This window comes from Desulfacinum hydrothermale DSM 13146 (assembly GCF_900176285.1).
GTDB lineage: Bacteria > Desulfobacterota > Syntrophobacteria > Syntrophobacterales > DSM-9756 > Desulfacinum > Desulfacinum hydrothermale.
In genome coordinates this window covers 116,062-136,494 of the sequence record NZ_FWXF01000009.1, presented here as the reverse complement: position 1 = coordinate 136,494, position 20,433 = coordinate 116,062, and the positions used below count along the sequence as shown (strand labels likewise).

General features: G+C 60.6%; 18 protein-coding genes. 5 read left to right on the top strand and 13 right to left on the bottom strand.

Annotated features, from left to right (window positions below; translation table 11 throughout):
• Positions 1-301: 301 nt before the first annotated feature.
• From metK to panC, 4 genes are read right to left on the bottom strand one after another with little or no spacing between them, the layout of a single operon-like run.
• Positions 302-1,480 (bottom strand): methionine adenosyltransferase, encoded by a 1,179-nt coding sequence (gene metK, locus B9A12_RS09795; RefSeq protein ID WP_084057703.1) that lies wholly within the window; start codon positions 1,478-1,480, stop codon positions 302-304.
• 14 nt (positions 1,481-1,494) lie between these two features.
• Entirely contained in the window at positions 1,495-2,202 is a 708-nt protein-coding gene (locus tag B9A12_RS09790; protein WP_139796573.1) for a DUF502 domain-containing protein, read from the bottom strand.
• Entirely contained in the window at positions 2,190-2,567 is a 378-nt protein-coding gene (panD, locus tag B9A12_RS09785) for an aspartate 1-decarboxylase (RefSeq protein ID WP_084057701.1), read from the bottom strand. The genes B9A12_RS09790 and panD overlap by 13 nt, the downstream gene beginning before the upstream one ends.
• Before the next feature lie 41 nt (positions 2,568-2,608).
• Positions 2,609-3,454 carry a pantoate--beta-alanine ligase gene (panC, locus tag B9A12_RS09780; protein WP_084057700.1) on the bottom strand — a complete coding sequence of 282 codons (846 nt, stop codon included), beginning with the start codon at positions 3,452-3,454 and terminating at the stop codon, positions 2,609-2,611.
• Positions 3,455-4,156: 702 nt separating this feature from the next.
• Between panC and B9A12_RS09775 the strand changes: the two genes are divergently transcribed.
• On the top strand, positions 4,157-4,372 hold the full coding sequence (locus tag B9A12_RS09775; RefSeq protein ID WP_084057699.1) for a hypothetical protein: 216 nt from the start codon (positions 4,157-4,159) through the stop codon (positions 4,370-4,372).
• A 201-nt stretch (positions 4,373-4,573) separates the two neighbouring features.
• Here B9A12_RS09775 and B9A12_RS09770 read toward each other — a convergent pair whose 3' ends face one another.
• The 3 genes from B9A12_RS09770 to B9A12_RS16710 are packed head-to-tail and all read right to left on the bottom strand — an operon-like array spanning position 4,574 to position 7,498.
• Complete coding sequence (locus tag B9A12_RS09770) at positions 4,574-5,125, bottom strand: response regulator (protein ID WP_084057698.1); 552 nt, start codon at positions 5,123-5,125, stop codon at positions 4,574-4,576.
• Positions 5,126-5,140: 15 nt separating this feature from the next.
• Positions 5,141-6,283: an HD domain-containing phosphohydrolase gene (locus B9A12_RS09765; protein ID WP_084057697.1), complete on the bottom strand. Its 1,143-nt coding sequence runs from the start codon at positions 6,281-6,283 to the stop codon at positions 5,141-5,143.
• 9 nt (positions 6,284-6,292) lie between these two features.
• Positions 6,293-7,498, bottom strand: coding sequence for a response regulator (locus B9A12_RS16710; protein WP_170920514.1), 1,206 nt, complete (start codon positions 7,496-7,498; stop codon positions 6,293-6,295).
• Positions 7,499-7,694: 196 nt separating this feature from the next.
• Here B9A12_RS16710 and B9A12_RS09750 point away from each other — a divergent pair, with 196 nt between their 5' ends.
• Complete coding sequence (locus B9A12_RS09750) at positions 7,695-10,076, top strand: hybrid sensor histidine kinase/response regulator (protein WP_084057696.1); 2,382 nt, start codon at positions 7,695-7,697, stop codon at positions 10,074-10,076.
• Between the two features lie 270 nt (positions 10,077-10,346).
• Here the strand turns inward: B9A12_RS09750 and rsmA are convergent, their stop codons facing one another.
• From rsmA to fbp, 3 genes are read right to left on the bottom strand one after another with little or no spacing between them, the layout of a single operon-like run.
• On the bottom strand, positions 10,347-11,192 hold the full coding sequence (gene rsmA, locus B9A12_RS09745) for a 16S rRNA (adenine(1518)-N(6)/adenine(1519)-N(6))-dimethyltransferase RsmA (protein ID WP_212636896.1): 846 nt from the start codon (positions 11,190-11,192) through the stop codon (positions 10,347-10,349).
• An 11-nt stretch (positions 11,193-11,203) separates the two neighbouring features.
• Positions 11,204-12,226, bottom strand: coding sequence for a tRNA (adenosine(37)-N6)-threonylcarbamoyltransferase complex transferase subunit TsaD (tsaD, locus tag B9A12_RS09740; protein WP_084057694.1), 1,023 nt, complete (start codon positions 12,224-12,226; stop codon positions 11,204-11,206).
• 11 nt (positions 12,227-12,237) lie between these two features.
• Entirely contained in the window at positions 12,238-13,281 is a 1,044-nt protein-coding gene (gene fbp / locus B9A12_RS09735) for a class 1 fructose-bisphosphatase (protein ID WP_084057693.1), read from the bottom strand.
• Positions 13,282-13,555: 274 nt separating this feature from the next.
• Here fbp and moaA point away from each other — a divergent pair, with 274 nt between their 5' ends.
• The gene (gene moaA / locus B9A12_RS09730) at positions 13,556-14,572 is read left to right on the top strand and encodes a GTP 3',8-cyclase MoaA (RefSeq protein ID WP_084057692.1); all 1,017 of its coding nucleotides are present in this window, start codon (positions 13,556-13,558) and stop codon (positions 14,570-14,572) included.
• Between the two features lie 176 nt (positions 14,573-14,748).
• On the opposite strand, the gene B9A12_RS09725 is transcribed toward moaA, so the two are convergent.
• On the bottom strand, positions 14,749-15,726 hold the full coding sequence (locus B9A12_RS09725; RefSeq protein WP_084057691.1) for an ROK family protein: 978 nt from the start codon (positions 15,724-15,726) through the stop codon (positions 14,749-14,751).
• 87 nt (positions 15,727-15,813) lie between these two features.
• On the opposite strand from B9A12_RS09725, the gene B9A12_RS09720 reads away from it, so the two are divergent.
• Together B9A12_RS09720 and B9A12_RS09715 are read left to right on the top strand one after the other, a co-directional pair.
• Positions 15,814-18,033 (top strand): AsmA family protein, encoded by a 2,220-nt coding sequence (locus B9A12_RS09720; RefSeq protein ID WP_084057690.1) that lies wholly within the window; start codon positions 15,814-15,816, stop codon positions 18,031-18,033.
• A 17-nt stretch (positions 18,034-18,050) separates the two neighbouring features.
• Positions 18,051-18,644: a DUF1318 domain-containing protein gene (locus B9A12_RS09715; protein ID WP_084057689.1), complete on the top strand. Its 594-nt coding sequence runs from the start codon at positions 18,051-18,053 to the stop codon at positions 18,642-18,644.
• Between the two features lie 215 nt (positions 18,645-18,859).
• On the opposite strand, the gene B9A12_RS09710 is transcribed toward B9A12_RS09715, so the two are convergent.
• Together B9A12_RS09710 and B9A12_RS09705 are read right to left on the bottom strand one after the other, a co-directional pair.
• Positions 18,860-19,441 (bottom strand): hypothetical protein, encoded by a 582-nt coding sequence (locus B9A12_RS09710; protein ID WP_139796571.1) that lies wholly within the window; start codon positions 19,439-19,441, stop codon positions 18,860-18,862.
• Positions 19,442-19,667: 226 nt separating this feature from the next.
• Positions 19,668-20,321 carry a CBS and ACT domain-containing protein gene (locus B9A12_RS09705; protein WP_212636895.1) on the bottom strand — a complete coding sequence of 218 codons (654 nt, stop codon included), beginning with the start codon at positions 20,319-20,321 and terminating at the stop codon, positions 19,668-19,670.
• Positions 20,322-20,433: the final 112 nt, after the last annotated feature.

Genomic DNA, 20,433 nt, shown 5'->3' with positions numbered 1-20,433 from the left:
TAAGCTCTCTGCCCAATAAAGCTGTAGCCCTCTTCCGCACTGGATACGTCGAGTTGTTCCAGGATTTCGTCAAAAACGAAACAGGCGTGATCCTTCGGCAAAAGATCAAATACGGAACTTGGAAACAATTGCCGTTGGCGAAACTGAGTTGGGTCGTATTTGAAACGAGCCATGACAGATTCCCCCATGCGCGCATGCTAGATTAGGTGTATTCTTATCACAACGGCATGGATATGTCAAATGAATATAGACTTTATAGATCACATGCAAATACAGTTGACATGAATTCTCGGACAAGCTCCTAGGCCCCCAGCTTCCCCGCCTTTTCCAACAGGATGTCCACCTTATCCGTCTTCTCCCAGGTGAAGTCCGGATCGTTTCGGCCGAAGTGACCGTAACAGGAAGTCTTTTTGAAGATGGGGCGCAGCAGCTTCAATTCCCGGATCATGTTGGCCGGCTTGAAGCTGAAGACTTCTCGAACGATCTTGGCGATTTCATCGGGCGGGATCTTGGCGGTGCCAAAGCTGTCGATCATGAGGGAGACCGGTTCGGGAACGCCGATGCTGTAGGCCACCTGGACTTCCACCCGGTCGGCAAGACCCGCCGCCACGATGTTTTTGGCCACATAGCGGCCCATGTACGAGGCGCTTCGGTCCACCTTACTGGGATCTTTACCGGAAAAGCAGCCACCGCCGTGGCTCCCCTGCCCTCCATAGGTGTCCACGATGATCTTTCGGCCCGTGAGACCGCAGTCGCCCATGGGGCCGCCGACGACGAAACGCCCGGTGGAATTGATGAAAAACCGGGTCTTGTCGTCCATGAGCTCTTCCGGGATCACCTTCTTGATCACCTCTTCAATGATCCCTTCCTGGATCGTCTTGTAACTGGCCTCGGGCGTATGTTGGGCCGCCACCACCACCGTGTCCACCCGCACCGGCTTGTGGTCCACATACTCGATGGTCACCTGGCTCTTGCCGTCGGGCCGCAGGAAGTCCAGTACCCCGTTCTTGCGCACTTCCGCCAGCTTGCGGGTGATCCGGTGGGCGTAGTAGATGGGCATGGGCATGAGAACCGGGGTTTCGTTGCAGGCGAATCCGAACATGAGTCCCTGGTCGCCGGCGCCCTGCTCATCGAAGAGCCCCTCCCCTTCGTTCACCCCAATGGCGATGTCGGGAGATTGCTTGTCGATGGAAGAGACGACCGCGCACGTGGCCCAGTCGAAGCCCATGGCCGAATCGTTGTATCCGATGTCCCGGATGGTGTGACGCACGATTTCTGGAATGTCCACCCATGCCGAGGTGGTGATCTCCCCGGACACAAAAGCCAGCCCGGTGGTCACCAAGGTCTCGCAGGCCACGCGGGCGGTCTTGTCTTCGGTCAGGATGGCGTCCAGGATGGAATCGGAGATGCGATCGGCCACCTTGTCAGGATGGCCTTCCGTCACCGATTCGGATGTGAACAGGAAAGAACTCATGGACATGATCTTGCTCCCTTCTAAGAATGTTTGGAATCGTTGGAATGATCGCGGCCGTAAGATGACAGGCGAGACGGCCGGCACCCCTTCTCGTGGTTTCCGGCGGGGCCCTCAGGCGGACTGACGAGACCGCCGGAAATGAGCAGCTTGAAGGCTTCCTCCACCGACATGGCGAGAGGGATGGTCTCCTTTTCGGGCACAAGCAGGTAGAAGCCCGACGTGGGGTTGGGCGTGGTGGGCAGGAACACGTTGATCATGCGCTCCGAGTGGAAGGATTGGACCTCCCCGTTGGGAACGCCCGTGACGAAGGCAATGGCATAGACGCCGCGTCGTGGGTATTCGATGAGAACCACCCGTTTGAAGGTGTCGTCGGATTGGGAAAAGATGGCGATCAGCAGCTGCTTGACCGCCGTGTAGATGGGGCGCACCAGCGGGATCTGGTAGACGATCCGCTCTCCGAATTCCACGATGCGCCCGCCCACGTAGTTCTTGACCAGCACACCTATCATCAGCACCACAAGCACCACCAACGCGATGCCCAGCCCTGGAATGGGAAAGGGGAGATAGGTGCGGGGATTGAAGCGTTGGGGGATGAGATTGAAGATTCTGTCCCCGTGCTTCAAAAGCAGGCTGATGACGTACAAGGTAAAGGACAGCGGGACTACCGTGAGCAGCCCCGCTATGAAGTAAGCACGGATTTTACCTCTAAGATTCTTCAGGAAGGCCAACCTTTGACGATCTCCGGCTTCTTGGGTTGATTGGTCCCGTCCAGCAAGACCACCTGCGGCTGGTGGTCACGCAATTCTTTCTCATCATATTCGGCGTAGGTGGCGATGATGATCAGATCGCCCGGAGCCCCCATTCGGGCCGCCGCCCCGTTCAAACAGATGTCGCCCTGTCCGGCCGGCCCGGTGATGGCGTAGGTCTCGAACCGCGCGCCGTTGGACACGTTATAGACCTTTACCTGTTCAAAGGGAAGGATGTCCGCCATCTTCATGAGATTCTCGTCGATGGTCAGGCTCCCTTCGTATTCCAGATTGGCTTCGGTGACCCGAGCGCGATGCAATTTGCTCTTGAGCATGATACGGCGCATAACGATCTCCTTGCAAGGCGGTGAGGTGACGATGGTCTCCTTTAGGGTTCCAGAACGGTGTTGTCAATGAGCCGGGCGCGTCCCACGTGGGCCGCCAGGGCCAGTAGGGTCGGTCCTTCAAGGTGTTGCACCGGCTCCAGGGTCTCGGCATCGCGCAGCTCCGCATAGTCGATACGGACCCGGGGCCCTGAGGCCAGGATCCGCCGGACCGCACCCAAAATCACCTCGCCGTTTCTCTCCCCCTTGGATACCAGGCGCCGGGCCTCTTCCAGAGACCGGGAAAGCAGCAGGGCGTCCCGGCGATCCTCTTCGCTCAGATAGGTGTTTCGACTGCTCATGGCCAGCCCGTCGGCCTCGCGCACAATGGGGTGGCCCACCACCTGGACATCCATGGCCAGGTCTTCCACCATGCGCCGGATGGTCAGGAGCTGTTGATAGTCCTTTTGCCCGAAAACGGCCACATGGGGTTTGACCACCTGGAAGAGCTTGGCCACCACGGTGGCCACCCCGCGAAAGTGCCCGGGGCGGGACCGCCCGCAAAGGGGCCGGGTCACCTCCTCCACCTGCACGTAGGTCTGAAAGCCCGGAGGATACATTTGGTCCACCGTGGGCGCAAAGACCACGTCCACCCCGACGCCGCGGGCCAGTTCCAGGTCCCGGTCCATGTCCCGCGGGTAGGCTTCGAAGTCTTCGTTGGGGCCGAATTGGGTGGGATTGACGAAGATGCTGATGACCGTCTTGTCTGCCAGGGTCCGGGCGTGGCGCATGAGGGCCAGGTGCCCTTCATGAAAATAACCCATGGTGGGCACAAACCCGATGCGAAGTCCTTCCCGGCGCCATTGGTCGGCCTGTTGCTGCATCTCGGCAAGGGTGTCGATGACGCGCATGGCTCCTCCTTTTCCGTGTGAGCCCATAAAAAAGGCCTTCTGGACCGCTGCCCGGAAGGCCTTCGCCCACAACGCCAACTGAAGATACGCTGCCGGTGTGAAAACCCTTCCGTCTCGGTCCCATGAGGGATCCAAGCGGAATCGGCGGCTTGGAAAAACCCGTGGTCTGCTTATCAGGCCCGCCTTCTTTTGTCAAGGAACCCGGAGCCGGGAATCCGCTTGGACGCGGAAAGCAGAGTCCTTTTCTTTCCTGCCGCCCTCGAACCGCCCCCAAGCCTCCCCCCTTCTGATGCCTGTGGGAGCGCGTGCCCAGGACATCGCCGGAGCCGGCAGGGGCTGCCCTCCCACTTCTAGAAGCTTGCGGGAGAACGCCCAGGTTTACTGCCTGCGGGCCCGTGCGGTCCGCCTGGCCATGGCGCCGTAGAGGCGGGTTCCGAACCCGCCCCTATCAAGACGATCTGAGAATTCAAAACACCTTGGGGCCGGTGGAATTTCAACTTATCAGAAAGCCACAAAAGGCCAAGGAGCCATTGTCTCAGACAGGCTCCTAAAGGGCCCGCACACCGAAAAAAAAGACGTCGGCGTGCACCTCCTTCTTGAAATTGCATGCCGCCGGGATTATCTTCCGCCCCGTTTGCGGCAGCAACGGAGCCCCAAAGTCTTTGTCTGCGGAAAACTCTTGATCCAGTGGAGGTGTACAAGATGGATTTTCGCGGTCCTCTCAAGTCCATTCGAAAGCAGCGGTGCCCCAAGTGCGGCAAGCGCCGCATGAGCATCTACTATCGGCCCCAATTTGAAAACCGCCTGTACTACATGTGCTACTGCGGATTCACCCAGATGTCCGTGGGGGGAAAGATCGCCATGGCCTGCGCCAGCAAAGGCATGAAGGCCCTCAACATCTTGAGCATGGACTATTAGCGGGAGCGGAAGAAGGCCTGGAGAAATCTCATACCGGCCGAATCATCCGGGCACACTGGGCGCCATCCTGACTCTCTTTTCCGGCCTCAGCGCTCATGGCCATGTTGGCCGGCCCGCATGGAGGAAAGGAGGCCTCATGGAGGAGGCGTTCTCCGTGCAAGCCGCCTTACCGGCGCGGCCAATGGCGGACAAGACGGGCTCCTACCGGTTGTCCCGCCCCGGGTTGGCCAGGCCCAAATCCTCATCGTCCAGAAGGATCGCCCCGGTTTCGTCCATCTTGAGCTGGGTGATACCGGGATGATGCCGCTCCAGCTGTTCCAGGATCAACGGCGTGTCGGAAGCGGTTTCTTGCGGCTCGTCGCGGTTTTCCGACTGCTTAAGGGCTTCCTGGCAGGCCATGGCCTGGCGGATGACCTGGGACAGGTCCCGGGCCTGACATGGCTTTGTGAGGAAGCGGTAGATCTCGCCCTCGTTGATCGCTCGGATGGCCGCTTCCAGGGTGGCGTAGCCCGTGAGCATGATGCGCATGGTGTCGGGATGGAGGTCTCGGACCATGGTAAGAAATTCCGCACCGGACATGCCGGGCATGCGTTCGTCGGAGACCACCACGTGGACCGTTTGCTCCGACATGATGCGCAGGGCCTCCATGGCCGAATTGGCCGTGAGGATCTTGTAGGGTTCCCGGCGCAGGGCCCGTTTCACGGCGCTGGTAAAATGAGGCTCATCGTCCACGAAAAGAACCGTCTTTGTCATGGTTCGACCTCACTTTCATCGGACCGGTATGAGCACTCGGATGGGTTCCTTGACACCCACCGTCTTGGCGAAGTTTTTGAGCCGTTCCAGCAAGGCCGGCGTGATCTCCTGGCCCTTCTTGATGAGCAGCACGTCCTTCAGACTCACCACGTCCTCGCCCACGATCATGCCCAGTTTCAGGTCCGGTATCTCGATTTCGCGCACCTCAAACCTGGCTTCGTCTCCCAGCACATTCTCCAGGGCCCGGAGTACTTGCGGGTCGTACCAGCCATGGCGCTTTTTCATTTGAAGGATGGCCGACGCGCGCGGAAGCCCGGCCGATTCCAGGGTGTCGAAGTCCAGGACCACTTTCAGGATGCGAGCCCCCAAAGGGATGGAGTCCCCGTATCGGTCATCTTTGGGGATGCCGGAGCCGTCGAAATGCTTTTCCTGGTAGGCGATGATTTCGCTCACTTCCTGGAGCCGTGGAATTTTACTGATGAGATCCGCTCCCACCGACGGGTACATGGAATAGAGCTGCTGCTCTTCCGCAGTGAGCGGCTGGGCCTTGATGATCTTTTGAATCGTCTCCTCGGTGAGGATCACGCAGCCGATCTGGCTCAATAGGGCGGCGGTTTCCAGCTGCCAGAGCTTGTCCACTCCAAGGTTCCTGCCCATGGCCCTGGCGTAACGGCGAACCCGGGATGCGCGGCCGAAGGCTTCCGGGTTCACCAGGCTGAGTACATCGGCCATCACCTGGATCGCCCCGCGCAGCGTCTTTTCCAGCAGCTCCTTTTCCGCCCTGATGAGGCGGTGCTGGTGAACACCCGCCTGGATGGCCTGGAGGAGCGTTTCGGGAGGGCACGGCTTGGTCAAAAAGCGGAAGATGTTGCCCTGGTTCACGGCATCCATGGCCGCCTGCAGATCGGCATTGCCGGTCAGGATCATCCGGACGGTGTCCGGGCTGATCGTGCGCACCTTGGTCAGGAATTGGATGCCGTCCATGACCGGCATGCGAAGATCAGAAATGACCAGGGCATAGGGGCCCCTGCCCTGCACGGCCCGCAGGCCCTCCTCGGGGCCCAACGCCGTATCCATGGCACAGTGCTTCCTCAAGGTCCTCTTGAAGGACGAAAGAATATGGGCATCGTCGTCTACGAAAAGGATTTTCTCGGCCATGGTTCGTTCCTATTCTTGGTGCAGCACATCGTGGCACACTTGTTTCCATTCCTTCAAGCGCCCGAGGACCCCCAGATCCGACAGATACGTTTGATCCACCAGGTTCGGCCCCTGATACGAGGGCCCGCCGTGGAGGGCGTAGTCCATCACATCGGCGGTGTGGACCGCGGTGAGAGCGCTGAACTCGCGGTGCGGGCATCGTCCCGGACAATGATGGAAGGCCGTGGCTTCGACAATGTTATCGGGCAGGCCCCACACGCCCAATAAATAGGCGCCCAGTTCCGCATGGCTGGTGCCGAAGATCGCTTCCTCGCTTTTCCAGAGCGGCTCTTCAGTGGTCTCCGAGCGATCCAGAGCCTGAGCGGCCTTTTCGGGAAGGGCGTGCATGAGGATCAATTTTCCCACGTCGTGCAGCATACCGGCCATGAACGCATCTTCCACGATATGCGTTTCCGCGCCGCTTTCTTGGGCGATGGTTTTGGCGCACAGGGCCGCGTTGAGGCTGTGGGTCCAGAGTTGGTCCAGAAACTGGGGCGGAAAGTTTTCCTCCTGAAACTGGCTGAAGATCTGGCTGGACAGCACCAGGGCCTTGATGGTGTTGAGGCCCAGAAGGGTCACCGCCTGTTCGGGGCTGCTCACGTGCCGAGTCAGGCCGAAGAAGGCCGAGTTGACCAATTGGAGGATCTTGGCTGTCATGCCCACGTCCCGGCCGATGATCTCTCCCACCCTCTTGATGCTGGGATCCTCCGATTCCAGCTCCTCCATGATCTCCTCGTAAAGAGACGGCAGGCTGGGCAGCGTGTCCATGCCGGAAACCAAGTCCCGAAGCGCCCCCTTGGCCAGCAGTTGACGCAGGCTCTGCACCCTCTGGATGGTGGCCACGAGCTTTTCCGGCTCGCACGGCTTGGCCAGGTACTGGTGGGCCGAACGGGCGGCTCGGAGGGCCAGGTCTTCCTCCGAGTATCCGGACAGGGCGATGCGGATGACGTCCGGATAGGTCTTCTTCACTTCCAGGAGAAATTGGGCGCCGTCGATTCCCGGCATGCGCATATCGGAAACGACCACGTCCACGGGTTCCCGGGCCATGAGCTCCAAGGCCTCTTTGGCGTTGGTACAAAAGTGGGCTGTCCACTCCTTTCGCAGCGGCCGCAACATCCTGCGAAGCCCCTGCAACACATTGGATTCATCGTCCACGAAGAGGATTTTTCCTTGCACTGTCCCCTCCTGTGAGGAAAATTTTGAGCTCACCTGCTTTTCTATTCGGCATCCGCCATAAAGAGCATAAAGAAAAATGATCCTGGTACCGAGCCCGGTCTTTGAATTCAAGCATCCTTTAAGAAGATCCGATTGATGAACGTGAAAGGGATGTGGTTCCGGTGGAGGGAAGCGAGAAAGGAAGGTGAGGTGAACCATGCGTCGGATCTTGGTGGTGGATGACCAGCGATCCATCTTGGATCTGGTGGCCAAGGCCATGGAACGACTGGGCTATGAGTGCGCCACGGCTGAATGCGCGGAAAAGGCCCGCAAGGTACTGGAAGGACAGAGCTTTGATCTGATCATGAGCGATGTGATCATGCCGGGCGAGTCGGGCTTGGATTTCCTCCGGTATGTCATGGAAACCTTCCCGGATACGGCCACCCTGCTCATCTCCGTGATGGATGATTCCCAGGTGGTGCAAGAGGCCTTGGAGCTGGGGGTTTATGGATACATCGTCAAGCCGTTCAACATCAGGGCCATTCAAATCGATGTGGAGAGCGCTCTTCGCCGACGCGATCTGGAGGTGGCCAACCGGCGGTACCGGGAGGACTTGGAAGACCGGGTGGCCGCACGGACACGGGAGCTCCGGAAGCAACAGGAAGAATACGCACGGCTGGTGAAAACGCTTCCCTGTGTGATCTATACGGGCAATCCCGACTGGACCGTCCGGTTTGCCTCCGATCGAATCCAGGAGATCTGCGGGTATCCTCCCGATCGGTTCGTGGCGGGGCGAATGCGCTGGCGTGAACTCATCTTGGAGGAAGATCTTCCCATCATCAAAACCGCCGTGAAAGAAGCGCTCCAAGGGGACGGCTCTTTCATTCGGGAATATCGGATTCGAGACGCCCAGGGGCATGTGCGCTGGATCCAGGATCGCGGGCAGATCGTCAAAAACGCCGACGGAAGCATAGATCACGTGTCCGGGGTGATCTTCGACATCACGGGCCAAAAGATGGCCGAAGAGGCCCTGGAACGGGCCAGGAGGGAGTGGGAGCACACCTTCGATGCGGTACCGGATTTGATCGCGGTGATGGACACTGAACGTAGGATACGAAATGTCAATCGAGCCTTCAGAGAGCGGGTTGGCGAATCGAATGGAAATCTTCTTGACGAACCCTGCTACAAGATTCTTCATGGGCTCGAACGGGCGTGCAATGATTGTTGTCTCAGAGAAGACGATGAACGGGGAAGCGCTTGCGAGAAGGAAGTCTATATTGACAAACTCGGTGCTTATTTCCATTCCATCGGTGCACCTGTCTTCGACGACCTGAACAATCTGACGGGTCATGTGATCGTTTTACGGGACATCACTGAGCAGAAAAAAGCCGAAGAGGCCCTTCAACAGGCCCACCAGGAACTGGGCCAGCTCTTTTCCGCCATCTCGTCGATTCTCATCGGCCTGGACGCAGAACGCCGGATCCTTCGCTGGAATAAGGCGGCGGAAGAGATCTTTGCCCTCAGTTCGGAGGAGGTGACCGGGCGCGCCTTGGACGAGTTGGGCATTGACTGGCAGTGGGATCGGGTGGAGCAGGCCTTGGATAGGTGCCAGGCCAAGAAGAAAGCGCAACGGGTGGACGATCTGCGTTACACCCGCGCCGACGGCCAACCGGGCTTCCTGGGGCTGAACATCCAGGGGGTGGACCTGGGAGGTGAGCGTGGCACGGGGTTTCTCATCATGGGAGCGGAGATCACCCGGCGGAAGATCATGGAAAGTCAGTTGGCGCAGGCCCAAAAGTTGGAGTCCATCGGGCAGCTGGCCGCCGGCATCGCCCACGAAATCAACACACCCACCCAGTTCATCGGGGACAATATCCGGTTTCTGCAGGATGCTTTCAATGATCTGGAGGAGCTCATCGGCAAGTACCGGAACTTGATGGAGAAGGCCCGGGAGCTGGAAGTACTGCGCGAAGCGGCGGCATCGGTCATGGAAGAGGAAGAGTCGCTGGACGTGGAGTACCTGCTGGAAGAGATTCCTCAGGCCATCTCTCAAAGCCTGGACGGCGTGCAGCGGGTGGCTCGCATCGTTCTGGCCATGAAGGAATTCTCCCATCCCGGCCAGGAAGAAAAGGTTCTGCTGGACATCAATCACGCCCTGGAAAACACCCTGACCGTGGCCCGAAACGAATGGAAATACGTGGCGGACGTGGTGACCGACTTCGACCCTTCGTTGCCTCCCGTACCGTGTATCCCCGCCGAACTGAACCAGGTCTTTCTCAACATCATCGTCAACGCGGCCCATGCCATCAAGGATGCCTTGGGCGACGGGGCCGAGGACAAGGGCACGATCACGATCACCACACGGCACCGGGACGATGTGTGCGAGGTGCGCATCAGCGACACGGGGACAGGCATCCCAAAGGAGATCCGCCACCGGATCTTCGACCCGTTTTTCACCACCAAGGAGGTGGGCAAGGGAACCGGTCAGGGCCTGGCCATCAGCCATTCCGTGATCGTGGAAAAACACGGCGGAAAGCTGACCTTTGAAACGGAGGAAGGCCGGGGAACCACGTTCATCATCCAGCTGCCGGTGGAATAGGCGCAAGGAAGATTCCCAAGGCGATTGTCCGATAATGGCCTTTCAGCCTTTCGGGAGGTTTCTAACGGGTTGCAATTCCAAGGTAGCCTGTGGCTCTTTTTGATCCTTGTGGGGGCGGGTTTGGAACCCGCCCCGACCCCTTAAAGCCCAGGTCGGCAGTACGGGCCCGCCTGGTAGTCCCAACCTTCCGTCCGTCCAAGAAGGGAGCAAGCTGGGCGTTCTCGGACAGTCTCCAAGGTGCTCATGCGGTCGCGCCCGCATGAGCGCGTTCTACGGTGATTCACTTTTCAAAGCCCGGACCAGATCCACAAAGGATGCGGGAGGGATCCGCTCCGGTCTGTCCTGGGGATCCAGACCGGCGCGAAGAATGGCGCGGCGAAGGGCTTCTCCACCCATGGGAACGGCTCCCTTGAGGCCGTTGGCCAGGGTCTTGCGGCGCTTCTGAAACACGGCGTTCACCACCCTTCGAACGTCCTCCAGGTCCACATCCGGTTCCCGGTCCAGGAAGGAGAAACGAACCACCAGCGAATCCACCTTGGGCGGCGGATAGAATTGCTTGGGGCCCACGGTAAAAAGCGACTCCACCGAGGCGTACAGGCTCAGGAGCACACTGAGCACTCCGTAATCTTTGGTGCCGGGACCGGCGGTCAGGCGCTCGCCCACCTCCCGCTGGACCATGAAGACGCCCCGGTCGATCCGGCGCCGGTTTTCCAGAAGGCGAAAGATGAGGGGGGAGCTGATGTTGTAGGGAAGATTCCCCACCACCACCAGCGGACGGCCCGCCTCCTCGACACAGTGGTCCCAGTCGAAGAGGAGAACGTCCTGGGCGTGGAGGCGGACGCGCTCTCCCAAGGACGCAAGCCTCTGGGCTAAGAAGGCAACCAGGTCCCGGTCCAGCTCCACCAGGTGCAGCCGCGCGCAGCGGCCCACCAGATGAGCGGTGAGCGCCCCCAGGCCCGGCCCCACCTCCACCACCACGTCATGGGGCTTTACGGCCGCGGCCTCCACGATCTTTTCCGCCGTCTTGGGCTGGGCAAGGAAGTGCTGGCCCAAGCGCTTGCGGGGGCGGCCCGGGTGGTTTCTAAAATATTCGTGGGGGGATGGGAAGAGATCCACGGAAGGCTCCATCACGGCAGGCGGGAGACGGCGTCCAATTCCAAGGGATCGGGAGTAAAGCCCTGACGGAGCCACAAGCGGTAGCCTGCTGCGGCAACCATCACCGCGTTGTCCGTGCAGTGTCGTACGGAGGGCACGTGGAGCTGCAAGCGGCGGTAGGCGCATTCTTCTTCCATGCGGCGGCGCAGCCGACTGTTGGCGGCCACGCCTCCGGCCAGGGCCACATGACCCACCCCGTAACGCTCGGCGGCCTGAAGCGTCTTTTCCACCAAGACATCCACCACGGCTTCCTGGAAACTGGCGGCCAGATCCTCCAGACGATACGGGGCCTCACCGTGCCCTTCCTCCCCCGGCGACCCGTAGCGCTTGACGAAATAGGCCACGGCGGTCTTGATCCCGCTGAAGCTGAAATCAAGGGACCCCTTTTCCAGCCGGGACCGGGGAAACTCGAAGGCGATGGGGTTTCCCCGTTGGGCCAGACGGTCGATGATAACGCCGCCCGGGTATCCCAGGCCCAAGAGCTTGGCCACCTTGTCGTAGGCCTCACCGGCCGCGTCGTCGCGCGTGTGGCCCACGCAGCGGCTCGTCCCATCCGGCGACACGTGGTAGAGCGACGTGTGTCCCCCCGAAACCACCAGGCAGATGAAAGGCACCTGGGGGCGGTCCTTGTCCAGGAAGGCCGCCTCCATGTGTCCTTCCAGATGGTTCACGGCCAGAAGGGGCTTGTTGAGCGCGTAGGCCAGGCCCTTGGCGGCGCTCAGGCCCACCAGCAGGGCGCCCACCAGTCCCGGGCCCTGTGTGACGGCCACGGCGTCCAGGTCGTGAAGGGAACAGCCGGCCCGGTCCACCGCTTGCCCTACCACCGGCACAATGGCTTCCACGTGCTTTCGCGATGCCAGCTCGGGGACCACGCCGCCGTAGGGACTGTGTACGGCGATCTGACTGGCGACCACGTCCGAGAGGACGTCCCGGCCGTTTCGCACCACCGCCGCTGCCGTTTCGTCACAGGATGTTTCAATTCCGAGAATGAGCATGAAAAGTCCGTCTACCCTTCCTGGTCCTCAGATGCCGGCTCCTGGCCCGACACAAACCGGCGGGCTTCTTCCACGTCTTCCCTACTGCCCACAAAAAGGGGCACGCGGTCGTGCAGGGTTTCGGGTTCCAGGTCCAAGATGCGGCGGGATCCGTCTGTCGCCGCCCCTCCGGCCTGCTCGGCCACGAAGGCCATGGGTGCCGCTTCAAAAAGAAGACGCAGCTTCCCGTGGGGCTTCTTGGGATCTTTTCGGTCGGCGGGGTACATGAAGATGCCGCCTTTGAGCAGGTTGCGATGGAAGTCGCTCACCAGGGAGCCGATATAGCGGGCCGTGTAGGGGCCTCCACGGTGCACCTCCGGCGACTTGAGGTGATCCACGTAGCGGCGGACCCCTTCGTCCCAATAGCAATAGTTGCCTTCGTTCACGCTGAAGATGCGGCCGCGGGCCGGCATGGTGATGTTTTCATGGCTCAGGAAGAACTCGCCGATGGCCGGATGCAACGTAAAGCCGTGCACGCCCTGGCCGGTGCTGTAGACCAGCATGGTGCTGGAGCCGTAGATGAAGTATCCCGCCGCCACCTGTTGCGACCCCTTTTGGAGCACTTCGTCCAGGGTCACGGGGCCGGTCTCCTTCTTGCGCCGATAGATGGAAAAGATGGTCCCCACACTGACGTTCACGTCGATGTTGGACGAACCGTCCAGGGGATCCATGAGCAGAATGTACGGCCCGCGGGGAACCTCCGCGGGAATCTCGATCACGTCGGCGTCTTCTTCAGAGGCGATGGCGCACAGTTGGCCCGCCTGCGTGAGGCGGCGTATGAGAGTGCGATGGGCATAGTCGTCCAACTTCTGGACCTTCTCCCCGTAAACGTTGGTCTCACCGGTAAAGCCGTAAATGTCATTGAGACCCGCCTTGTTGAGTTCACGATGAATCAATTTGGCCGCCACCACCAGCTCGTTGAAAAGCATGGTGAAAGCGCCCGTCGCCCTCGGCGTTTCCCTCTGCTGACGAAGGAGATGCTCCGTCACGGTGATGCCCACGCTCTTGATCCCCATATTCGTCTCCTTTCTCGGCAGTGCGCGTCGGCCCTTGCCATGGGCTCAGCGAAGATCCTCCGGATTCCCGTGTGCCGGCCCCCGGTGCTTGGTGCGCCATCGACCGTCCCCCCTCCTTTGATACCACGAAGCGTTCGGCGGCACAATCGGCGCCGTGGGCCACAACGGAGTCCCCGGGCGCTATTCCACTATTGACATAACGGTCGCCCAGACCTTAAGAAGACGGAGCAAGAGGTCTTTCGGCTGCAGACGCCCGCGACGAAAGGATGCGTCCATGGAAGAAACGAGAACGCGGCCCGGTGGTACCGGCGCCCTGATGGACGGCCACAAGAGACGCATTGACTACCTGCGCCTTTCCATCACCGACCGGTGCAACCTGCGCTGTGTCTATTGCATGCCCCGGGGCACGGTCACCTTTTTGCGCCACGAGGACATCCTGCGCTACGAGGAGATCCTGCGGCTGGTGCGTGTGGCCGTGGGCCTGGGCATCCGCAAGGTGCGCATCACCGGCGGAGAGCCTTTTGTGCGCAAGGATTTTCTCCATCTCTGTTCCCAGATTACGGCCATCGAGGCCCTGGAGGACGTGAGCGTCACCACCAATGGGCTTCTTCTGGAGACGTATGCCCAGGGGCTTTGGGATGCGGGAGTCCGCCGAATCAATGTGAGCCTGGATACGCTCGATCGCGAAAAGTACCGGCGCATCACCGGCGTGGACGGTTTTGAACGGGTATGGGCCGGCATTATGCGGGCCCATCAGGTGGGGCATTTCCCCGTCAAGATCAATGTGGTGGCGCTCAAGGGGGTAAACGACGACGAAGTGGAATCCCTGGCGGGCCTGACCCGGGACTATCCTTTCCATGTCCGCTTTATCGAGTTCATGCCTTTTCGCCCCGATGCCTTCCACGACCGGTATCTTTCCGGAGACGTTGTTCTGGAAAGACTGCAGAGGCTGGGTGCCCTCTTGCCCGCCACGTCGAAAAACGGAAACGGCCCGGCCCGCTACTATCAATATCCGGGAGCGCCTGGAAAGGTGGGGATCATCAGCCCCGTGAGCCACCATTTCTGCCCCACGTGCAACCGGTTGCGAGTAACCGCCGAGGGGCGCCTTCGCACCTGCCTCTTTTCCGAAGAAGAGACGGACCTGCGCGTTTTGTTGCGCTCCGACGCCTCCGATGCCCGTCTGGCCGCCGCGATCCTGGAGGCCACCTCTCACAAGCCCGAGCGTCACCAAATGGATGAAGCGATCACCCGCAAATGCATCAGCCGGCCCATGTCCGCCATCGGAGGCTAAGAAGCTGCGGTTCTGGCTGAGTTGTAGGAAGATCGCTGGCCGTCCTCCGTGAGGGAAATTCCGGGCAACCCGGCAGCGGCCTGTGGGGATTGGGACTGGCGACTGGTCGGCCTTTACAGAAACTTCCATCCACTTTCTGCCGCCGACTCCAAGGCGCTGACATGCGCCGGGATCTCTCAGCGGCGATCCACCGTCTGCCAGGCCAGCGACGCCGCGCCGTAGATGGAGGCCCTGTCTTCCAGCTCTGTCCGATGGACATGAATGGATTGGGGATCGAGCATGCTGGGTACCTGCTGGAAATAGTCGAGCATGGCCGGGGCAAACTGGTCCCAGGACGCGCTCACTCCGCCCCCGATCACGGCGGTGGAAATGCCCAAAAAGGTGAAAAGATTGGACAGGGCCACGGCCAAGGCCCAACCCATGCGCGCGAAGAGCCGGCGGGCCACCGGGTCTCCCCCCCTGGCGGCCCGGTAAATGGTGTGGGCGGTGAGTTGGTCGCGGCGCAATGCCTCTTGGAGCAGATCGGAAAGGGGCACTGCCTCTTTTTGGGCTTGCCGTACACCTTGTACGAGGGCCGTGGCGGAAGCGTGGGCTTCCAGACAGCCCTTTTGGCCGCAGGCGCACTCAGGTCCCTGTGGGTCCACGATCATGTGGCCGATCTCTCCCGAAAATCCCAACCGGTCCCCTTGCCACAGTCTGCCGTTGGCAAAAAAACACCCCCCCACGCCGGTTCCCAGTGTGACGCCGATCCAGTTGGACACGTTCCTGGCCTTTCCCAACCAGGCTTCGCCCAGGCCGAACACATTGGCATCGTTTTCCATGGCCACGGGGACTTGGAGGGCTTCCTGAACCCGTACGGCCAGTGGAAATCCGGCGAGCGACGGCAGATTGGGGGAAAAGAGGATCGTACCGGACGCCGTGTCCAATTTGCCCGCCACGCCCAGGCCCACGGCGCCGAGGCGAGCGTTGGAAAGGCCCCCGTCCGCCAGCAGATCACGGCATTGTTGAACCAGGCGGCGGGTCAAGGCTTCGGGGCCTTCGTCCGATCGGGAACGGTCTTTTCGGAAAGCGAGCACCGTTCCCTTCCGGTCCATGAGAGCGCAGCGCATGTGGGTACCGCCGATATCCACACCAATCACACATTTGTCTTTCATGGGCTGGACACTCCGTCTAATCTTGGGCAGACGGATCGGGGCCGAAATGAGCCGACACAATGGGATCGACACAAGAGGATGGGCTTCATGGGATACGGCTTATGCCGGCTGTGGAAAAGGTTGATCCTGGGCTGTTTGCTGGGGGCCGGCCTGCTCTGTGGTGTGCTTTCCCACGCTGCGCCCGCCTTGGGGCCGGTCCCGACCGGCGGCGAACCTGCTCTGGGGATCGCCTTCCGCACTGCAAGAGCTCTTGGGGCCGACCACCCCGTCCCATCCCACTTGGGGATCAGAATACACGTGGAGAAGGCGTTCTACAAGGTTGGCCCGCTCAGCCTCAAGGGGCTCCAGGCGGTCCTTGGGCTGGAAAGAAAGGGCGGTGTCCTCCGTTTTTCGCTCCAAGAGGCCAAGGTCGATGAAGTGGCCTGGACCGGCGGCCAAAGGCCCCTCAGGCTGCGCCATGTGGAGCTGAACGTCCGGGGACGCATAGAGCCGGACGGCGGTATCCAAATCCAAGAGGCCGAGGTGCGCCTGCCCCGGGCGGGTACCCTTTGGATGACGGGCGAAATGGCGCCGGAGGGGCCGGCGCGCCTGGTGCTTGGAAGCCAACGACTGCGGTTGGAGTCCGTGCTGGCGGGGTTCCCGGCCCCGGCAGCGGGCTGGGGTTTGGAGTTGCCGGCGGAGCTTCGCGCCACGTGGGTTCGAGACGGGACGGGACGGTGGCGTTCGAACGGCCGGATCCGATTCCGGAAGGCATCTTTTCACGATGCCAAGTTTCTCCATGCGGGAGAAGCGTTGGGCGCACAGGTCCTTTGGTCCCTGAAAGGCCGGGAAGGCGGCCTGGTCCAAGGGCGCCTGGAGGCTCAGGCTTCCGCCGGTGAGGTGCTGTGGGACCGCTTCTACGTGAATCTTTCCTCCCATCCCCTTTCCATCGAGCTCAAGGGAACCGTGAACGCCCGTGGGAAACGATGGCACGTGCAGCAGGCACAAGTCGAGCTCCAGGAAGTGGCGTCCGTGCATCTGGCCCAAAGTTCAGGGGCGTGGAGCCCCTTTTCCGGGCGATTGCACCTGAAGATCCCCAATCAGGACCTGGGACCTTTCTTGGAGCTCTTTGTGCGGGAGCCTTTTCAGGCGGAGCTCCCTTGGCTTTCGGAGGCGAGCTGGGCCGGACGGCTGGGCGCCGATCTCAAGCTGTGGGTGGGAAAAGGCCTGGAACGGGCGATCGGCCGAATCCGGTTGCAGGAAGGAAGGCTTCGAGGTCCTGGAAAAAGAGTGGACCTGTCGGGTGTGCACGTGAACCTGCCGGTTTGGTATGAGCAAGGCGGCCCTTCCCACCGGCGGGGACGAACGGACGCGGGTGGGCTGGTGGCATCCCCCGTGGGCCCAGCGGCGCAAGTTCATGGTCTGGCCCCTGGTCTTTTGTCCTGGCGGGCCTTCAGGATTTCAGGGTTCGAGTTGGGGCCTGCGCGTCTTGCGATCAAAGCCCTTCGCAACGGGATCTCCCTTCCAGAGGTTACGGTGCTGCGCTTTGCCAACGGACAAGCGGTGCGTCTGGGGCCCGTTCTGGTGGAAAACGTTTGGAGCCCCCGGCGCACCGGACGTGTGAAGCTGGAAGCGGACCCTTGGGATGTGAGCCCGTTCCTGCCTCCTTCCCTTCGAGCCGACATGCGACCCGTGGTTCACCTGAAGGATCAGGAGTTCATCTTGCAAGGAGAGCGCATCCGGGCCAAGAATCCTTTCACCGTGGACCTCTTTTCCGGTACGATCCGTGTGGATCGTCTGGAATTGCACCATCTGCTCAGTCCAAACCGGGAATGGCGGCTGGACGCCTCCTGGACCGATGTGGACCTGGAGGCTCTGACCCGGGCCACAGCCTTTGGCCGGATCAGTGGAAAGCTGCGGGGGTCGGTCACCGGCTTTCGCTTTGCCTATGGCGCCCCCATCTCCTTCGATCTCATCCTGGAAAGCCAGGACGATACGCCGGACAAGCGTGAGATCAGCGTGACCGCCATCGACAACCTGGCTCAGGTGGGCACCTCCCGGTCTCCCTTCGTGGGTATGGCGTCCCTGCTCAAGGTTTTCTTCAAGGATTTCCCGTACAAAAAAATCGGCATTCGGTGTAGGCTGGAAAATGATTATTTCACGGTACGGGGTCTGGTGAACGAAGGGGGGCGTGAATATCTGGTGCGGCGGGGACTGTTGCGGGGCGTGAACGTGATCAATCAAAACCCGCACAATCGCATATCTTGGAACGACATGATGGCCAGGCTGTCGCGAATCGGCAAATCAGGGAAGGCACGTGTTCAATAGAAAGGGAGGTATGGAAAATGACGAAGGGGTTGACGGGCAAAATGACCATGGCTTTCCTGGTTTTTCTTCTGACGTCCTGCGTCACCATCAATATCTATTTTCCGGCGGAAGAAGTGCGAAAGGCAGCGGAAGACATTGTGGGTGATATTCGAAAAGAGGGCGCGAGCCAGCCCCAAGAGGCCCCTACCGGCACCCCCCAGAGCTTCCTGCCCCGGCTCTGGCGCTTCTGTTCGGTGGTGCCCTCCGCCTATGCCGCTCAGGAAGTACAGGTGTCCAATGCGGCGATCCGCCAGTTGAAAAACCGCTTGTCGCGCCTGGACAGCCAGGCGGCGCCCTATTTTGACAAAGGCATCCTGGGAGAAGGGGCCGACGGCTACGTGGTGCTGCTCCATCCCAAATCCTTATCCATGAAGGACCGGGCCAAGGTGAGCCGTCTCGTGCAGTCCATCAATGCGGACCGCAAGGCCCTCTATGCGGAGGTGGCCCGGGCGCTCAAGGTGGAAAAGAGTCAGATCCCCAGGATCGCCCAGGTTTTTGCCGAGCAGTGGGAAAAGACGGCTCGTGCGGGATGGTGGATACAGAACCCCAATGGATCCTGGCACAAGAAGTAGGGCTGGTAATCGCGGAATCCATCATGTGGGGTGAGGAACGCCTGGCTTCTTTTACGGCGACGGCAGAGGCGGACCGGCCCCAACGGCCCCGTGGTGCTTTTTGAGTTCCCAGACAGCCTTGGTGGGGCGGGTGCCGAACCCGCCCCACCAAGGCTCACAGAGCACCGTTGCATTGCATTTGTCGGAAAGGCCAAGGGGCATTGTCAGACACACTCTTAGATGGATCTGAAACAGCGCGGGACGTAGATCACATAGTCTGATCCCAAGAGATCGAACTGCCGGTTCGTCTCCTCTTCGATGACCTGGAAGAGGTGCTGCATGGAGTGACAGTTTCTGATTTTGGCGAGCAGTAGATCGGGCCCGGCGTGCTGCGGGTAGAGGGGAAGCAGGTAATGGTCCACGGCCCCCTTCCACGCGATGCCCAGGGCCTCTCGTTCTTCCAGGATGGTCTGGTAGAGGCGCCGGAGCAGATCCGTTCTGAGAACCGGGGCCGTTCCGCGCGTAACGCACTCCATCATGCCGGCCAGCCGGTAGATTCGCCGCATGGCGGATTCCCCGTCCCGATACCGGAAAAGGCCGCTCACGGTGAAGTGGCTTCCGCCCGCCAGTTTGAGATGGTTGGGAACCCAAGCCACATGCCGGTGCCCGGCCGTGCCCAGCGCGTCCTGACGGTGCCTTTCGAAGCGCAGGGATTCCTTGCGGGTGCACAGAAGAGCCGGGCCGGTGTTCCACTCGCCCCAGCGGAATTCCAGGGGGCGGCTCGTGATGAGGTTGGCCCCTCGTTTCCAATCATTCATGTGGATCAGTTCCGCCATGACACACCGCGCTGTCCCAAAACCCTCACCTGCCCACGCTCTCCTGGGAGCTCGTCCCAACTTGGCCCTTAGGACCGTTGGGGAATCTTTAGCCCGTTCCAATTCCACGGCTACCCTGGGCCTTTCATCCAGTTGTCGCCCAGAACCCCCCGGCAACCGGGTCGCACCGGTGCGGTCGCCTTTGGAAAAGAACCCGGCTCCCTTGGGCCTAATCGGGAAGATAGGGCGTCACGTCCTCCACGTAGTGGGTGATCACCTTGAAGCCCTTGGCTTGAAGCGCCTCCAACGCCTTGTCATAGACCTTCATGTTGACGCGCATGATGAGCTGCCACAGGTCCCTGTGGCCTCTCAAGGGGAAGGTGATAACGCTGCGGATATTGATCCCGGATTGCTGCATGGCTTTGCCGATCTCGGCCAGAATGCCGATGCGGTCCTTGACGATCATGGACAGACGCCCGCTGTCGTCGCTCATGCCCAAGGAGGTCAGGAGCACCTCCATGAGATCCGTGGCCGTGATAATGCCCACCACTTTGTCATCTTTGACCACGGGCAGGGCCCCGATACGGTGGTCGTGGAGGATTCGAGCGGCCCGTTCGATGGTCATGTCCGGCGTGGCGATGAGCACATCCTTGGTCATGATGCTTTCCACCTTGAGCTTCTGGAGCACATAGGTGAGTTCATAGACACTCAGAGTACTCGCAGGAGATGCCCAGGCCTCCTTGAGATCCCGGTCTGTCACGATGCCCAGCAGGCGGGCCTTGCCGTCGGTGACGGGAAGGTGGGAGATTTTCTTTGTGTCCAAGATTTCACGGGCCTTCAGCACGGGAGTGTCCGGGGACACGGTGATTAGATCCGTCTTCATGTGCCATCCGACGTACATGGGCATTTCCTCCGTTGTTGGCTTCAACCGCTTGGACGCTCCGGCACCGGAGCCGCCTCCGTTAAGTACGGGGTCTTTACAAAAGGAGAATAAG

Bases quoted from the DNA above. Each gene is read 5' to 3' on its own strand.
- metK (WP_084057703.1), bottom strand. From the start codon at position 1,480: ATGTCCATGAGTTCTTTCCTGTTCACATCCGAATCGGTGACGGAAGGC.
- panD (WP_084057701.1), bottom strand. From the start codon at position 2,567: ATGCGCCGTATCATGCTCAAGAGCAAATTGCATCGCGCTCGGGTCACC.
- panC (WP_084057700.1), bottom strand. From the start codon at position 3,454: ATGCGCGTCATCGACACCCTTGCCGAGATGCAGCAACAGGCCGACCAA.
- B9A12_RS09775 (WP_084057699.1), top strand. From the start codon at position 4,157: ATGGATTTTCGCGGTCCTCTCAAGTCCATTCGAAAGCAGCGGTGCCCC.
- B9A12_RS09770 (WP_084057698.1), bottom strand. From the start codon at position 5,125: ATGACAAAGACGGTTCTTTTCGTGGACGATGAGCCTCATTTTACCAGC.
- B9A12_RS09765 (WP_084057697.1), bottom strand. From the start codon at position 6,283: ATGGCCGAGAAAATCCTTTTCGTAGACGACGATGCCCATATTCTTTCG.
- B9A12_RS09750 (WP_084057696.1), top strand. From the start codon at position 7,695: ATGCGTCGGATCTTGGTGGTGGATGACCAGCGATCCATCTTGGATCTG.
- tsaD (WP_084057694.1), bottom strand. From the start codon at position 12,226: ATGCTCATTCTCGGAATTGAAACATCCTGTGACGAAACGGCAGCGGCG.
- fbp (WP_084057693.1), bottom strand. From the start codon at position 13,281: ATGGGGATCAAGAGCGTGGGCATCACCGTGACGGAGCATCTCCTTCGT.
- moaA (WP_084057692.1), top strand. From the start codon at position 13,556: ATGGAAGAAACGAGAACGCGGCCCGGTGGTACCGGCGCCCTGATGGAC.
- B9A12_RS09725 (WP_084057691.1), bottom strand. From the start codon at position 15,726: ATGAAAGACAAATGTGTGATTGGTGTGGATATCGGCGGTACCCACATG.
- B9A12_RS09720 (WP_084057690.1), top strand. From the start codon at position 15,814: ATGGGATACGGCTTATGCCGGCTGTGGAAAAGGTTGATCCTGGGCTGT.
- B9A12_RS09715 (WP_084057689.1), top strand. From the start codon at position 18,051: ATGACGAAGGGGTTGACGGGCAAAATGACCATGGCTTTCCTGGTTTTT.
- B9A12_RS09710 (WP_139796571.1), bottom strand. From the start codon at position 19,441: ATGAATGATTGGAAACGAGGGGCCAACCTCATCACGAGCCGCCCCCTG.
- B9A12_RS09705 (WP_212636895.1), bottom strand. From the start codon at position 20,321: ATGAAGACGGATCTAATCACCGTGTCCCCGGACACTCCCGTGCTGAAG.